We start from the raw sequence: 15,199 nt of genomic DNA, 5'->3' as shown, positions 1-15,199 counted from the left end.
GGCGCGCCGGCGCGCGGGCAGGCAGCGGCGCGCGGGCAGGCAGCGACGTACAGGTGCGCGAGACCATGGCTGTGCGAGGCCAGCAAAGTTAGACTGCGTTCGCTCCATGCCGCCGCGCTCCTCCTCCGCGCCCGCCTCGTCGACGGACTCGACCCCGCGGCCCGAGAGCGCGAACCGCTCGTTCGCCTCGTCTGCGGCGTTCCCGCGCGCCAGCGCTCCGGACTCGCTCGACCCGGAGCTCATCGATCCGTCCCTCGTGACACCGCCTCCGGAGGCCGGCACGCCGTCGCCCGCTCCGGGGAAGGCGGCGCGGCGCATCTACCGCGAGGGCGACGTGATCGGCGGCAAGTACCGCCTGCGCTACGTCCTCGGCGAGGGCGGCATGGGGATGGTGTGGCTGGCCCACAACGACGTCCTCAACATCGACGTCGCCATCAAGTTCATCCGGCGCGAGGTCAACTCGACCGAGGCGACGGTGCGCCTCCACCAGGAGGCGCGCGCCGCCGCGCGGATCGATCACCCCTCGATTGTCCGCGTGATCGACTTCGGGGAGTCCGAGCACCGCGACCCGTACATCGTGATGGAGGTGCTCCGGGGAGAGCAGCTGGTCGAGGCGATCGAGCGCAGGAAGCGCTTCTCGCCCACGGCGGCGCTCCGCATCCTCCTGCCCATCGCGAGCGCCGTCGCCGCTGCGCACGACCGGAGGATCGTCCACCGCGATCTCAAGCCCGAGAACATCTTCCTCGTGAAGAACGATCGCGGCGACATCACCCCGAAGATCGTGGACTTCGGCATCGCCAAGGTGTGGAGCGAGACGGCGAGCGGCGAGATGACCAAGGCGGGCACGGTGCTCGGCAGCCCCGATTACATGTCGCCCGAGCAGGCGCGCGGCATCACCGACGTCGACGGGCAGACCGACGTCTGGGCGTTCGCCGTGGTGCTCTACGAGACGATCACCGGCCAGAAGCCGTTCCAGGGCGGCAACTACCACGACCTCGTGGCGGCGATCCTCGTCAAGGATCCGACGCCGATCACCGCCCTCGGCGTGGGCGACGAGGCGCTGTGGGCCATCATCGCGCGCGGCCTCGGGAAGGAGCGCTTCAACAGGTGGCGGACCATGCGCGAGATGGGCGTCGCGCTCGCGCGCTGGGCGACCGAGAACGGCGTCGTGGAGGACGTGACCGGGACCTCGCTCGCCGTGCACTGGCTGAGCGACGGCGAGCAGCGGCCCCTCTCCGAGCGCCCGGCGCTGCGGGCGCAGCAGCGGCGCATCTCCGAGCGGCCGGCGGTGCGGGCGCAGAGGAGCAGCGAGGACCACCAGGAGGTCGCTGTACACCCTGTCCACCAGGAGGCCGCTCGCCCGACCGGGGACCGGCGGCGCGTCGCCGTCGTCGCGGCGGCGGGGCTGGCGACGCTCGTGATCCTCGGCGCCGCGCTGTTCTCCCTGCGCGCCATGACCGCGCGGGACGGCAGCGCCGAGCCCGCGCCTGCGGCGCCGCCCGCTGCGTCGCAGGTCCAGCCGCAGGCCGCCGCCGCACCATCGACCGCACAGGGCCCCGCGCCCGAGAGCCGCCCCGAGCCAGCCCGCACGGCCGAGCCGCAGCCCTCGGCCGGCGCGGCCCGCCTCGGACCGGCCGAGAGCCCCACCGCGAGCGCCCACGCGCGGGAGCCCGCGCCGGCGCCCCGGAGCGCCGGCTCGCGACGGACCGCGCCCTCACGGGCGGGCGCGAAGACCTCTGGCGCTGCCTTGCCGGTCCCGGCCCGGCCGAACTTCTAGCGTCGCGATGTCTTCCCAGGAAAGCCCCGCGCGCGAGACGCGACATCGAAGGCCGACGACCGGCGCGCGCTGGCCGCTGCTGCTCGCGCTGGCCGTGCTCACCGGCGCCTGCTCGCTGCTCGCGGAGAGCGCCCTCTCCGACAAACCTTCCGAGGGCGGCCAGCAGGCGACCTCGACGGGCGGCGGCTGCGCGCCCGACTGCCCGGACGGCGCCTGCTGCGGCGGTACGTGCGTCGCGCTGGGCGAGAACCGGGAGCACTGCGGCGCCTGCGGCAACGCGTGCGGCGACGGGGAGTCGTGCTGCGGCGGGTCGTGCACCAACGTGCTGAACGACCCGTCGCACTGCGGCGCGTGCGGCGTGCCGTGCCCGCACACCCTCTGCGTGGGCGGCCACTGCTCGTCCGAGTGCGTCTTCGGCTTCGACAACTGCGACGGGAACGTCGTCACCAACGGCTGCGAGGTCGATCTCAAGAGCGATCCCGAGCGCTGCGGCGGTTGCTCGCTCCGTTGCCCCTCGGGCGCGATCTGCGACGCGGGGCAGTGCGCGTGCGCGCCGCCGCTCCTCGACTGCGACAACCTCCACGACACCGGGTGCGAGATCGACGGCTCCTCGGATCGCGCGAACTGCGGCGCCTGCGGCGTCACCTGCGGGCCGAACATGGAGTGCCGGGCCGGCGTGTGCGGGTGCGCTCCGGGGTACGCCGACTGCAACGGCTCGCCCGACGACGGCTGCGAGGCCCCGCTCGGGACAGAGGCGGACTGCCGGGCCTGCGGGGATGCCTGCGCGAGCGGCATGATCTGCGATGGAAGCAGCGGCTGCGCCTGCGCGAGCGGGCGCCTCGACTGCGACGGCGCGCCCGGCTGCGAGGCGATCGCCATCGACCCGACGACCTGCGGCGCGTGCGACGTGCGGTGCTCGCCGGAGGCGGCCTACTGCGACGGCGTGGCGTGCGCCGCCGGCTGCGCCCCCGGCCTCGCCGTGTGCGACTCCTCGTGCGTCGACACGCAGCTCAGCCCGTTCCACTGCGGCGCGTGCGGCGTCGCCGCGGGGCCGCACCAGCGCTGCGACCGAGGCGAGCTGGTGTGCGACGAGGGCTTCGCGGACTGCGACCCGATCGCCCCGGGCTGCGAGTCCGATCTCACAAGGGATCCGCGGCACTGCGGCGCGTGCAGCACCGCATGCAAGCCGGGCGCCGTGTGCGTGTCCGGCGCGTGCGCGTGCGGGGCGCTCACGCCGCACGACTGCGGCACGGCCTGCCGCGCCTGCTGCTCGGACGAGGACTGCTCGGACGGCGACGGCTGCACCGCCGACGTGTGCGAAGACGGCGGCGCGAGGTGCAAGAGCACGGGCTGCGCCGACGGAGAGCAGTGCTGCAGCCTCGTCGCGTGCCGCCAGTGCTGCACCAGCGCGGACTGCAGCGGGGGCGAGATCTGCTCCGGCGGCGCCTGCATCCCGCCCTGCGGAGGCGGCCTCGTGGCCTGCGACGGCAAGTGCGTCAGCCTGGGCTCGGCCGAGCACTGCGGCGCGTGCGGGAACGCCTGCCTGAGCGGGCGCGAGTGCCGCACCGGCCAGTGCACCCCCGCGTGGGCCCCGATGACGAGGGCCGGCGCGCCCGCGCCGCGGCAGATGGCCGCGGCGACCTGGATCGGGAACGCGCTCTTCCTGTGGGGCGGCCGCACGTCGGTCGGGGACGTGGGCGACGGGGCGCTCTACGATCCCGCGCGCGACACCTGGTCGACGCTGGGCAACGAGGGCGCCCCCTCGCCGCGCGTGCTCGCGGCCGCGGCGTGGACGGGCTCCCGGGTGCTCGTCTGGGGCGGCGGCTCGTTCGCGAGCCCCTTCGGCCTGTCCACCGGCGGCGTGTACGACCCGGCGACGCGGACCTGGCGCGCGATGAGCACCACCAACGCCCCCGCGGCGCGGCGGATGCCGATCGGCGTGTGGACCGGCACGCGCCTCCTGATCTGGGGCGGCAACGAGGGCGGCGCCCCGGTCGCCGGCGGCGGGCTCTACAACCCGGTCGCCGACGCATGGACGCCGGCCTCCAGCGCCGGCGCGGCACCCGCGCGCGAAGGCGTCGCGTGGGCCTGGTCGGGCACGGAGCTCTACCTGTTCGGCGGGGAGGCCGGCGAGGCGACAACGAACGAGGGGTACGCCTACAACCCCACCACCGACGTGTGGCGGTCGCTGCCCAGCGCCGACGCGCCGAGCCCGAGGACCGAAGCGTTCGCGGTCTGGATGGGCGATCGGCTCCTCGTCTGGGGCGGGCAGGACCAGGAGGGCGGCGCCCGCAGGGGCGGCGCTATCTACGATCCGGTGGCCGACGCGTGGCGCGGGATCGACGACAAGGGGGCTCCCTCGGAGCGCAGCCGCGTCGAGCGGCGCACCGGCTGGACCGGGTGGACCGGCGCGCACGCGCTCGTCGCCGGCGGGCGGAGCGGCCTGACGCTCAGGCGAGACGGGAAGCTGTACGATCCGATGACGATGGCGTGGGGAGCGAACATGTCGGCCGCGGGCAAACAGCACACCTACGGCGTGGGCGTGTGGACGGGGACCGAGCTCATCTTGTGGTCCGGGCTCGAGGGGTTCTCGCTGGTGCCCGACGGGGAGCGGTTCAGGCCGTGACGCCGCGGCGGACGCGCCCGCTCTCGGGCGCCCTGGCGCTCCTCGTCGCGGCGGCGATGCTCGCCGCCCCCGCGCCCGCCGCGGCCCAGAGCGCGGCCGACGTCGCCGTCGCGCGCGAGATCTTCATCGAGGCCTCCGAGCTCGCGAGGCAGGGGCGCTGGGAGCAGGCGCGGGAGCGGTACGAGCGCTCGCTCGCGATCAAGCGCGCGCCGATCACGCTCTACAGCCTCGGGGTGGCCCAGCAGCAGACGGGGCAGCTCGTCGAGGCGCTGGAGAACTTCCGCGCGTTCCTTGTCGAGCCGTCCGCGCCTGCGACAAAAGGGTACGAGAAGCTCGCGCGGCAGGCGATCCAGGAGCTCGAGCACAAGGTCTCGGCGCTCGAGCTGCGGCTCTCCCCGGGCGACGCCGTCGGCCTCGAGGTGAAGATCGACGGCGTCGTTGTGCCCGCGGCGGCGCTCGATCGCCCGCGCCCGGTCAACCCGGGGGATCACACGGTGACCGCGAGCGCGCCGGGCTACCGCGAGGCCGAGCGGAGCGTCGCAGCGGCGCCGGGGAGCCGCGCCGTCGTCGTGCTGAGCCTCGAGCGCGAGGTCGTCGCGCCGGCAGCGCCCGCCGGGCCGAGGGTGTCCTCGACGAGCGCTCCAGCGAGCGTCGCTCCGGCCAGACCGGTCCTGCGCGGCGCCGCGCCGAGCTCCGCGCCCGACGCTGCGCCGAGCCGCGTGGTGCCGATCGTGCTGGTCGCCGGCGGTCTGACCACCGTGGCGGCCGGCGCGGCCATCGGGCTGCTCGGGGTCGCGAGCGCGTCGGACGCACCGACGCGGGACGGGGATGCGGCCGACGCCGCGCGCGCCCAGGCGCTCGCGGGCGACATCGTCGCCGGCGCCGGCCTCCTCGCGGCGGGCGTCGGCGTGCTCGTGATGGTCTTCGACCGCGATCCCGCCGGCGCCCCGCGCAAGCAGCCCCCGCCGCGCGCCGCCCTCGACCCGTTCCGCCTCACCGTGCGCTTCTGACCTCCGACGCGGGAGCTAGGCCTTCGGCATCTCCCTGCGGTCGAGGTTCACCACCACGAACGCGCCGTAATTCAGGACCGTGAGCGAGTCCTCGTCCACGATGAGCACGCGGACGCACTGGGGCGGAGACGGCGCGAGCAGGTCGACGTACGGATCGAACGGCGCCTCGTCCACGGGCGGCAGCACGGCGTGCAGGAACTCGTGGAGCCGCGCGCGGTGGTCGACGATGACGCCCGCGCCCGGCGCCTCCGCGCTGCCCCGCGCGTCGATCCGGAAAAACGCTCGGCGCGCCGCCGGGGACACGACGAGGATGGCCGCGTCCGTCACCTCGATCTCGCTGGACGTGCACAGCCGCTCCACGCGACGGCTCACGGCCTCCTCCACCGTCTGGAACAGCCGCAGCCGCCGGCGCTGCCCTTCCGTGAGGCCCGGCTCCTCGATGTACGCCTCGAGGCTGCACCCGCGCATGTTCCGCTCGCACCCGTACGTCATGCGTCTGCACCGTGGCTCGGTCTGCTCACCCGCCTCTGGCAGCCGGGTCGGACAGCCGTCACGCCTCCCCGCACGGGCGCTCATGCACGGGATTAGCCAACACCCCCGGCACCTCGGCGGCGCTCCAGGGTTGGTCGCGGCTGCCATGGTTTCCATGGCTCGCGGGCAGCGACCGGGACGCACGCCTGCGTCCTGGAAGGCAGCACGGCCGCGGGGCGGGAGATGCATGCGCGAACGCCCGCACGGAAGTGCACAGCCGCCAGGGCGATGCGCTCACACCGCCCGATGCGCGAGAGCCGCTCCGTGTGCCCCGGGCGGCAGGGCGTGGCCCCGGCGAGAGCTGCCGCGCCCCCGCCCGGCGGACCGGCGCTACTGCGCTGCCGGCGCCGCGAACTTCGCGGTGAGCTCCACCTGGGCGACGCTGCGCTGAGCGGCGGCCTGCTGGGCGGTGGCGCCGGGCGGCACAAGCAACGCCTGGAGCCGCTGCGAGGCGTCGGCCACGCCGGGCACGAAGCTCGACGGCGACCAGGTGAGCGTGCCCTTGCCCGAGGAGTCGAGCCGGTCGATGGTCATCGTGACCTCCCCGTTCGGGCTCGGCAGCTTGAGGTCGGCCCCTTCCGCGTACTGCCGCGTGTCCACGCTGAGCGAGACGACACCTCCCTCCACCTTCTCGATCTTGAAGACCCGGTACCGCAGCACCGGCAGCTGCGCGCCCGACGCCACCACGCGATCGGTGACCATCCAGTAGGCGCCTGCGCCGACGGGCTTGTCCGGGAGCGGCGGCGTGAGGAGCGTGATGGCCTCCCCGAGCGCGCCGATCAGCGGCTGGAGACCTGGATCGGCGTCCTTGGAGAGCTCGAACTGGAGGTTGCTGACCGCGTTCGCCGGCGAGAGCTCGTACCGCAGCGCGCTCCCCTTCAGCTTCGCGAGCGCGTCGGCGAGCTGCTTCGGCGGGCCGCCGATCGACATCGAGGCGAGCATCGCCGACGTGATCTTCGCGATCACCCTCGTCGGAGCCGCGCTCGCCGTCGACGCCACGCGCGCGGCCGCGCCCTCCTTGGGCGCGTCCGCCGGCTTCTCCGCCTTGAAGCTCACGCCGAGCTCCAGGTTCGGCAGCCCCTGCGGCCCGCCCATGCGCAGCCCGAGCGTGATGTCGAGCTTCTGCTCGGATTTCGGGTCGATCTTCGGGGCGAGCCTGGCCCGCGGCTCGCTGCCGTCGCCGATGACCTCGATCTTGTAAGGCACGTCCTTCGGCAGCGCGGCGGCCGCTTCGGACGCCGAGAACACGCCGCTCTCCGGCGGCCCACCCGCCGTGCCGCCCGCCGCGGGCCCCTTCTTCTCGGTGCTGCCCGACGCCGCCTCCGCGAGCTCCGCGCCCAGCTTGCCGCCGACGACGGGCAGCGCCGGCCCGGCGTCGAGCGCGCCGGCGTCGGCGGCGACCTGCGCCTTGCTCTTTTCCCCCTCGCAGCCCGCGAGCCCCGAGAGGGCGACCGCCGCGAGCGTCGAAGCCATGACCCAGCGCCACCGAGTGTGCATGACGGCCGGGTGTAGCCAAATCGGGCGCCATGTTCCAGCGCTCCGTTGCGTTGTGCCGGACGGACGGCTCCCGCCGGGGCGGGGCCCCGCTTCAGGCCCGCCGCGTGGCCTTGAGCCCGCCGATGTGCTCCAGGAGCTCTAGGGGCCGGAACGGCTTGGCGTAGTAGGCGGTCGCGCCGAGCTTCAAGGCGCGGGCGCGCGCCTCGTGATCGTCGAGGGCGCTGATCACGAGGATCGGCAGGCTGGAGGTGCCCGGGTGCGCGCGGAGGCGCTCGCAGACCTCGAAGCCATCCATGCTCCCGGGCAGCATCAGGTCGAGCAGCAGCACGTCGAAGGGCTCGGTCAGGGCGCGCTCCACCGCCTCGCGGCCGGTGCCCACGCCGATCACCTCGTGACCACTCGCTCCGACCAGCGCCTCGATCATGCGCCGGATCGCGTCCTGATCTTCGCAGAGGAGGATTCGCATGGTCGCGAGCACCGGGAGCGTCGCACCCGCCCCATCGCCCGGTCAAGCGGGAACGCTACGCGCGGCGAGGGCGGGCCGCTCTGTCTGCTCTGTCTGCTCTGTCTGCTCTGTCTGCTCTGTTTGCTCTGTCTGCTTCCCTGTCGCGTCCCTGTGGACGCGCGGCGCTGGTTGGCGGACGCAGCGCGAGCTCGATGCCGACGCGCGCCCCGCCGCCCTCGCGGCGCTCGGCGAACGCTCGGCCCCCGTGCGCCTCGGCGATGCGCTTGCACAGCGCCAGGCCGAGGCCGAGCGAGCCGCGCTCGGCGCCGCTCTCGCCGCCCTGCCCCCGCTCGCGCCGGAAGAACGCCTCGAAGATGCGCGTCTCCTCCCCGTCCGCGAACCCGGGCCCGCGATCCTCGACCTCGAAGACGACGTTGCGCTGGCCGCCGGGACGGACCCGCAGCCGCTCGGCCCCGCCAGCGTGCGCGCGCGCGTTCTCCAGCAGGTTGGCGAGGGCGCGCGCCAGCAGCGTCGCGTCCGCCTGGAGCGACGGCGTCCCCTCGACGACCTCCAGCAGCGTCGGATCCAGCCCTGCGCGCTCCAGGGCGCGGATCCCGGCCTCGGCCGGGTCGAGGCGGGCCACGGTGAGGGCCGCGAAGTCGAGGCGCGAGCTGGCCAGGAGGTCGCCGACGAGCGCGTCGATCTCCATGACCTCGCGGTCGAGGTCGTCGAGCACGCAGGCGCTCGGCCCGCCGCCCTCGCGGGCCATCTCCGTCAGCAGGCGGATGCGGGCGAGCGGCGTGCGGAGCTCGTGCGACACGGCGGCGAGGAGCTCTCTCTGGTCGGCGATCTGGCGCTCGATGCGCGCGGCCATGTCGTTGACCGCCTCGGCGACGATGCCGACCTCGCCCTGCTGTCCGTGGCAGTCGAGCCGGACGCGGCTCGACAGCTTGCCGGCCCCGATCTCGTGCGCGACGTGGGCGAGATCGACGAGCGGGCGGGCGAGGCGGCGCGCGATGAGGCCCGAGGCTCCCCACATGACGATGGCCACCGCGAGCAGCGGCAGGGCGAACCGGAGCGATCCGCCGGAGCGGCCGCGGGCGGGGCAGAGGAGCACGGTGCCGAGCGGCCCCCCTTCGTCGCGGACCGGGGCGACCAGGGTCTGCGCCCGGCAGGGCTGGCCGTACCTCGCGAGCCGCCGCCCGGCCACGTCGACGAGCTCCAGATCAATCTCGAGATCCTCGGCGAACGCGCGGGCGAGGGCGTCGCGGGCCGCGGGATCGCCCCATACGCGCTCGAACTCGTGGGCCACGAACGACTGGGCGCGGGCGTGCTCGCGCCGCCAGCCGGAGTTGCCGACGCGATCGATGGCCCCGATCGTGGCGACGGCGGCGAGCGCGGTGATCAGGATGGTCGCGCCGAACCACATGAAGATCCGGCGGTGCAGCCGCGCGCTCAGGAAGCGGCCGATCGAGACCTTGCGCCCGTTCTCGTAGAGCCAGGACCGGTACCGCCTCCTCACACGCGGTCCTTGGCGAGCACGTAGCCGACGCCGCGCACCGTCTTGATGAGCCTCGGCGACCTCGGGTCGTCGGACAGCTTCTGCCGCAGGTGCGAGATGTGCACGTCGACCGTCCGCCCGCCGACGTTGACGTCGCCGCGGCCGGCCTCCTCGAGGAGCGCGTCCCGGGCGACGACGCGGCCGGCGCGCCGCGCGAGGGCGACGAGGATGTCGAACTCGATGCCGGTGAGATCGGCGGGCTTGCCCGACACGGTGACGACGCGGCCGGGCACGTCGATGGCGATGTCGCCGGCCACGATCCGCTCGCCGGCGGCGTCGGGCGTGGCCCGCCGCAGCACCGCGCGGAGGCGCGCGAGCAGCTCGCGCGGGCTGAAGGGCTTCGCGATGTAGTCGTCGGCGCCGATCTCGAGGCCGACCACGCGATCGGCCTCGTCGCCGCGGGCGGTGAGCATGAGGATCGGCATCGAGCTCTTCTGCCGGATGCGGCGGACGACCTCGATGCCGTCCATGCCCGGCATCATCACGTCGAGCAGGACGGCGTCGAAGGTGCCCGCGGCGAGCGCCGAAAGGCCGCGCGCGCCGTCGCACGCGACGGTCACCGCGAACCCGTTCTGCTCGAGGTAGCTCGCGAGCAAGGCGTGGAGCCGTGTGTCGTCGTCGATGAGCAGGAGCCGCAGCGCCATGGAAGGACCCGGGGGGCAGGTGCGGCGGCGACCGGCCGCCGCTCACCCCTTGTATAGCTCAGGGGCCCGCGCCGGTGTCGGCGTCGGCCGCCGCGGGCGCGTGGACCGCGCGCGGGGCGCCCCGCGGCCAGGAGCGATCGGCCTCCCGCGCGGCGTCCACGCAGATGGAGGCGACGTGGCGCTGGAAGGCGTCGCGGCGGGCCTCCGCCCGGCAGCGCAGCGAGGAGAAGCCGGAGGCGAAGCCGGCGACGGCGCCGAGCGCGAGCAGCGCGATGGTGATCTGGCGTCGCATCATGGTCTCATCCCCTCCTTCACGCCCACCGGCCGTGGGTCCTGTAGGGATCGTCGCCGCGCCACCCGGCCCGGCCGGACCACATGTCGCGGAACGCGGCCGGCCCGATCTCGATGAGATCGGCGAGCTGCTCGCGCTGGCGGTCCTCGAGCACGGCGTGGACCTTCCCGAGCGCGCCGACCGCGGCCCTGCGCAGCGACTCGATGGCCGTGTCGTGGCGCGCGAAGAGCTCGCCGAGGCGCGTCTCGTCGAAGCTCGGGCTCCGCATCGCCGCCGCGACGTCCGCGCGCGTGCTGCGGATCTCGCTCCGCTGCGCCTCAGCGGCGGAGCGGAGCTCGTCGATGGCCGCGACGATGACCTTCTCCTGCGTCGGCGAGGTGCCGAGCCGATCGAAGAGGAAGGACAGGAAGAAGCGACGGCGGAAGCCGTGCCCCCCGAAGCCACGCCGCCCGAAGAAGCGCGGCCCAGCGCCCCAGGGCGCACCGCAGTCGTACCAGCAGCCGCGCTTCAACGTCATGACGAGGCCTATCAGACAGGCCGTTCCAACCACGAATCCCAGCATGATGCGTACCCTCCGTGAGCGTCTCCGCCGTCGATCCGTGCACGGGGCGTGTGCGCGCGGCTTCGGTTCGTCCGAACGCGGGCGCCGCCCCGGGCAGCAACGACCGGAGCCGCAGACGCGCGGCTCCGGGACACCTCGAAGCTGCGCAGCGCGTGTGAAGGATGTTCAGGAGGGCGTGTGAAGAAACATGAAGATCGCCGCGGGCAGCGCGGCGCGGCGCCATGACGGAGCGGCGCGCCATCCGCTCGCGGACGGCGCTCCGCGCCCCGGCGGCGCTACTTCACCGACTCGACATCGCCGATGTCGTCGAGGTCGTCCTTGGGTTTCCCGTCGCCCGAGGTCGCCCACGGATTCGTGCGCTCGCTCTCGGGCGCGCCGCGGTCGCCGTCTTCGTCGTCGTCCTCCTCTTCGAGGTCGTCGAGCGACTCGACCTTGGCCCCGTCCGGCGAGGCGCTCGGCGCAGGCGGCGTCGACGCGCGCGACGCCGGGGGCGCGGGCGGCGTCGATGCGCGCGGCGCAGGAGGCGTCGACGGGCGCACCGCCGGAGGGGGCGGCGTCGATGCGCGCGCCGACGAGGTGCCAGGGTCGCTCGGGAGCCTGTTGCGCGACGGCTCACCCCCCTGCGGTGAGACCGCCGCCGCGGCGCCCGCCGCTGCGAGCGGCCTCGCGGCGATCGCGCTCGGCGGCGTGATGCCGCCGGCGGCCTTCGGCCCCGCGGGGGAGCCGGCCGGCGGGCTGCTCACCGACGCCGCGAGGCCCCCCGGCGGCGAGCCGGCCGCCCCGAAGAGCGCGGCGCTCACGCCGGCCTTGCCGGCCTGGCCCGCGTCGGGCGCGCCGCCGGACGAGCCGGAGGCCGGCGCCGACACGGGCCCGCCGCCGGACGACACAGGCGCTGACGCCGCCGGGCCCGACACGGGCCCGCCGGACGCCGACGCCGCCGGCTTCGACACGGGGGCGGAGGCCCCCGGCGCCGATGCAGGCGCTGCCGCTCCGGCCGGCGGAGCGGCAGCGGGCGCGCCGCCGCGGCCGGACGACAGCTCCACCGGCGCCGCCGCCTTCGGCGTGGCGGCCCGCGGCCCGTCGAAGCGCATCGCCTTCTGCGCGAGCTGCACCACGGGGAGGATGTCGCGCGGCGGGATGTTCGCGGCGATGACGTCCGGCCCGGCGATCGCGAGCTCGCCGTCGGCGTGGAACGGCACGCCCGGGCGCTCGCGCTCCTGCTTGAGCCGCGCGTTGTCGATGGCGACGCGGATCTCGAGCGGGATGCGGGTCTGCCACAGCCGGCCGTCGATCGCCGTGCGCACGTCCCACGGCGTCAGGATCGGCGTCCTGCCGATGCCCTCGAACGGGCTGCGATCCGCGAGCAGCGCCTTGAGCAGCCAGGCGACGATCTCCTGGAGCTGCGGCGTGTCCTGATCCCACGGCATCGAGTCCCGGAAGAACTGCCAGTAGCCGCCGGCGGGGCCGTACACGGCGAGATCGCGCGGGTCGAACGCGTCCTCGAACGCGCGCGGGGTGATGTCGCCCTCGTCGATGACGGAGTCGATGAGCGCGCCCTGGAAGTCGGGCGTCTTGCGGCGGGCGGCCTTGGGCGAGAGGCCGGTGAGGGACGTCGTGATCTGCTGGCGCACGTCGCTCCGCTCGCGGAACCAGCCCATCCGCTCGACCGCGCCGAACTGATCGCGCAGCTTGACCGGCGTCCACCACGGCAGATCGAGCTCGCGCAGCCGCGCGATCAGCTCGGCCACGAGCTGCAGCGCCGGCTCGCTCGCGAGGTGCACGCGCGCCTCTCTCCTCAGCGTCTCGTCGTCCTTGCTATCGGGATCCCGGTGCTGCAGCGATCGCTCCGCCATCGTTCCTCCGTGCTCCCCCGGCCGCACTGCTCAATACCAGAACCGGATCCGCGGCGGACAGCCAGCCCGCGCGCGGCCGCGAAGAGCGATCCGCGCGCCGCGGCGCAGCGCTCGACGCGGCACGGCGCGCGCCTTCAGCGGACCGTCAGGATGTCGTTCTGCAATGGCACGCGAACAGCCCGTCCGCGTGGCCGAGCCAAGCGCCCGGGATCACCCGACCCCGTCGCGCGCCGCCTTCGACCTCGGCGCTGCGTCGATCCGGGCTAGGCTCTCGCGGCCATGCAAATGGATGGGGGAGGAAGCGCGCCCGGGCGCGCCGCGCGAGGGTTTGAGCGGTGGGAGCGCGCCGGGCGCGGGCTCTCGCCGTGGGCGCGGCGCGTCGCGTGGGCCGCCGCCGAGGCGATGCTCTGCGACGAGGACGAGCGCGGGGAGCTCGCCCCGCCGGGCGCCGAGGTGTGCGAGCGCGCGGTCGCGGCGCTGGATCTCGCGCTCCGGCAGGGCAGCCCCGAGACCCGGCGCAGCTTCGCGCTGCTGGCCGCCTGCCTCGAGCTGCTGCCGCCCTTCGTGATCGGCGCCTTCGGCCGGATGAGCCGGCTCTCTCTCGGCCGGCGGCTCGCGTACCTGGAGGCGCTCGAGTCGAGCCGCTCCGGGCTCCTCGCCATGCTGCTCCTCGCCTTCAAGGTGCCGATGTGCATCGCCGCCTTCGAGCAGGGCGCGGAGCTCGCGCTGACGGGCTTCGACCGCGAGAGCACCGCGGCGCGGCGCAGGCTGCCCGGGCTCGGCGCCGGGGGCGGCGCGTGAACGGCGGCATCGCGTCGAGCGAGCCGATCGTCCGCGGGCGCGACCTGCCCGCGGGGTTCGACGAGGCGTGCGACGTCGTCGTGGTCGGCTCCGGCGCCGGCGGCGCGGTCGTCGCCGCGCTGCTCGCCGAGGCGGGGCGGCGCGTGATCGTGCTGGAGGAGGGCCCCTACGTTCGCCCTGACGACTACCAGCGCTGGAAGCCCAGCGAGTCGGTGCGGCGGCTGTTCCGCGAGGCCGGCCTGTTCACGGCGTTCGGCGTGGGCCAGACGCCGATGATCTCGCTCACCCTGGGGCGCGCCGTCGGCGGATCGTCGGTCGTGACCGGCGGGGTGTGCTTCCGCATCCCGGGCAGCGTCCACGCGCGGTGGACCCGCGACCTCGGCCTCGACGAGCTGTCGGAGCGCGCCCTCGAGGCGGCGTACGACAGCGTCGAGCATCGGCTAGAGGTCCGCGAGGTCCCCGAGGCGCTGCGCTCCGCCTCGACGGCGCGGCTCGTCGAGGGGGCGAGCCGGCTCGGCATCCCGATGCGCCCGCTCCGCCGCAACACCGGCGACGCGTGCGAGGGCAACGGCCGGTGCAACTTCACCTGCCCCGCCGGGGCGAAGCGCTCGGTCGACGTCGCCTACCTGCCGTCGGCGACCGCGCGTGGCGCGCGCGTGGTCGCCGACGCGCTGGTCGAGCGGATCGCCGTGAAGCGCGGGCGCGCCGTCGGCGTCGAGGGGAGGCTGCTCGGCGGCGAGCCGGGGGCCCCGCCGCGCCGGTTCCGGGTGCGCGCGAAGGCCGTCGTCGCCGCGTGCGGCACGCTGCACACGCCGCTGCTCCTCCGCGCGACGGGCGCGTTCGGTGCGAGCTCCGGGCTCGGCGACGGCGTGACGCTGCACCCCGCGGTGCGCGTGGTCGCCCGGTTCGACGACGCGCTCAACGGCTGGGACGGCGCGCTCCAGAGCGTCTACTCCGACCACTTCGACGCCGAGGGGATCAAGCTCGTGGGCGTCTACTCGGCGGTGAACGTGCTCGCGGCGGGCCTGCCCGGCGTCGGGCCAGCCCTGCGGCGTCGGGCCGCCGCGCTGTCGCGCTGCGCCGTCTTCGGCGCCATGATCCACGACGAGGGCGGCGGCCGCGTCCGCCCCGGCCCCGGCCGGGAGCCGCTCGTCTCGTACGCGATGGCGCCGCGGGACCTCGCGCGGCTCCGCCGGTCCATCACGATCCTCAGCGAGATGGCGCTCGCCGCCGGCGCGCGCGAGGTCTACACCGCGCTGCTCGGCGCGCCGCCGGTCACGTCGATGGACGCCGCGCGCGCGGCCGAGCGCGCGGCCATCGACGCGCGCCGCATCGAGTGCATGGCGTTCCACCCGCTCGGGAGCGCGCGGGTGGCGAACGATCCGCGGCGCGGGATCGTCGATCAGAGCGGCGAGTGCTTCGCGCTGCCGGGGCTCTTCGTCGCCGACGGCTCGATCCTCCCCACGAGCATCGGCGTGAACTCTCAGGTGCCGATCATGGCGATGGCGACGCGCATCGCATGGCGGATGGCCGAGCGATTCCCGCGGCTCGCGGCGGCGAGCCCCGCGTAGCGGGCGCGGCGCCACGCGGTGCTACAACG

Annotated in this window: 13 protein-coding genes; 5 read left to right on the top strand and 8 right to left on the bottom strand. The window is 75.0% G+C overall.

All coding sequences use genetic code 11. From position 1 onward, the window contains the following. Positions 1-106: 106 nt before the first annotated feature. From WME95_RS11790 to WME95_RS11780, 3 genes are read left to right on the top strand one after another with little or no spacing between them, the layout of a single operon-like run. Positions 107-1,777: a protein kinase domain-containing protein gene (locus WME95_RS11790; protein ID WP_437908472.1), complete on the top strand. Its 1,671-nt coding sequence runs from the start codon at positions 107-109 to the stop codon at positions 1,775-1,777. Positions 1,778-1,784: 7 nt separating this feature from the next. Then, positions 1,785-4,403, top strand: coding sequence for a Kelch repeat-containing protein (locus tag WME95_RS11785; protein ID WP_437908471.1), 2,619 nt, complete (start codon positions 1,785-1,787; stop codon positions 4,401-4,403). Then, on the top strand, positions 4,400-5,413 hold the full coding sequence (locus WME95_RS11780) for a hypothetical protein (protein WP_437908470.1): 1,014 nt from the start codon (positions 4,400-4,402) through the stop codon (positions 5,411-5,413). Before WME95_RS11785 ends, WME95_RS11780 begins: the two co-directional genes overlap by 4 nt. Positions 5,414-5,428: 15 nt before the next feature. Here the strand turns inward: WME95_RS11780 and WME95_RS11775 are convergent, their stop codons facing one another. From WME95_RS11775 to WME95_RS11740, 8 genes are all read right to left on the bottom strand, one after another. Further along, positions 5,429-5,905, bottom strand: coding sequence for a hypothetical protein (locus WME95_RS11775; protein ID WP_437716943.1), 477 nt, complete (start codon positions 5,903-5,905; stop codon positions 5,429-5,431). Between the two features lie 369 nt (positions 5,906-6,274). Continuing rightward, positions 6,275-7,417: a hypothetical protein gene (locus tag WME95_RS11770; RefSeq protein ID WP_437908469.1), complete on the bottom strand. Its 1,143-nt coding sequence runs from the start codon at positions 7,415-7,417 to the stop codon at positions 6,275-6,277. Between the two features lie 115 nt (positions 7,418-7,532). Next, positions 7,533-7,907 carry a response regulator gene (locus tag WME95_RS11765; RefSeq protein ID WP_437908468.1) on the bottom strand — a complete coding sequence of 125 codons (375 nt, stop codon included), beginning with the start codon at positions 7,905-7,907 and terminating at the stop codon, positions 7,533-7,535. A 55-nt stretch (positions 7,908-7,962) separates the two neighbouring features. Then, complete coding sequence (locus WME95_RS11760; RefSeq protein ID WP_437908467.1) at positions 7,963-9,408, bottom strand: ATP-binding protein; 1,446 nt, start codon at positions 9,406-9,408, stop codon at positions 7,963-7,965. Next, positions 9,405-10,091, bottom strand: coding sequence for a response regulator (locus WME95_RS11755; protein WP_437551874.1), 687 nt, complete (start codon positions 10,089-10,091; stop codon positions 9,405-9,407). The genes WME95_RS11760 and WME95_RS11755 overlap by 4 nt, the downstream gene beginning before the upstream one ends. A 58-nt stretch (positions 10,092-10,149) precedes the next feature. Then, complete coding sequence (locus WME95_RS11750) at positions 10,150-10,386, bottom strand: hypothetical protein (RefSeq protein ID WP_437908466.1); 237 nt, start codon at positions 10,384-10,386, stop codon at positions 10,150-10,152. Positions 10,387-10,402: 16 nt separating this feature from the next. Then, entirely contained in the window at positions 10,403-10,900 is a 498-nt protein-coding gene (locus tag WME95_RS11745; RefSeq protein WP_437908465.1) for a Spy/CpxP family protein refolding chaperone, read from the bottom strand. Between the two features lie 320 nt (positions 10,901-11,220). Then, entirely contained in the window at positions 11,221-12,798 is a 1,578-nt protein-coding gene (locus tag WME95_RS11740; protein WP_437908464.1) for a hypothetical protein, read from the bottom strand. A gap of 279 nt (positions 12,799-13,077) precedes the next feature. Between WME95_RS11740 and WME95_RS11735 the strand changes: the two genes are divergently transcribed. Continuing rightward, positions 13,078-13,599, top strand: coding sequence for a hypothetical protein (locus tag WME95_RS11735; RefSeq protein ID WP_437908463.1), 522 nt, complete (start codon positions 13,078-13,080; stop codon positions 13,597-13,599). Next, on the top strand, positions 13,596-15,170 hold the full coding sequence (locus WME95_RS11730) for a GMC family oxidoreductase N-terminal domain-containing protein (protein WP_437908462.1): 1,575 nt from the start codon (positions 13,596-13,598) through the stop codon (positions 15,168-15,170). The genes WME95_RS11735 and WME95_RS11730 overlap by 4 nt, the downstream gene beginning before the upstream one ends. The last annotated feature ends 29 nt before the right edge of the window (positions 15,171-15,199 follow it).

Source organism: Sorangium sp. So ce327 (genome assembly GCF_051530205.1).
Classification (GTDB): domain Bacteria; phylum Myxococcota_A; class Polyangia; order Polyangiales; family Polyangiaceae; genus Sorangium; species Sorangium cellulosum_B.
This window is presented reverse-complemented; position numbering and strand designations above follow the sequence as displayed.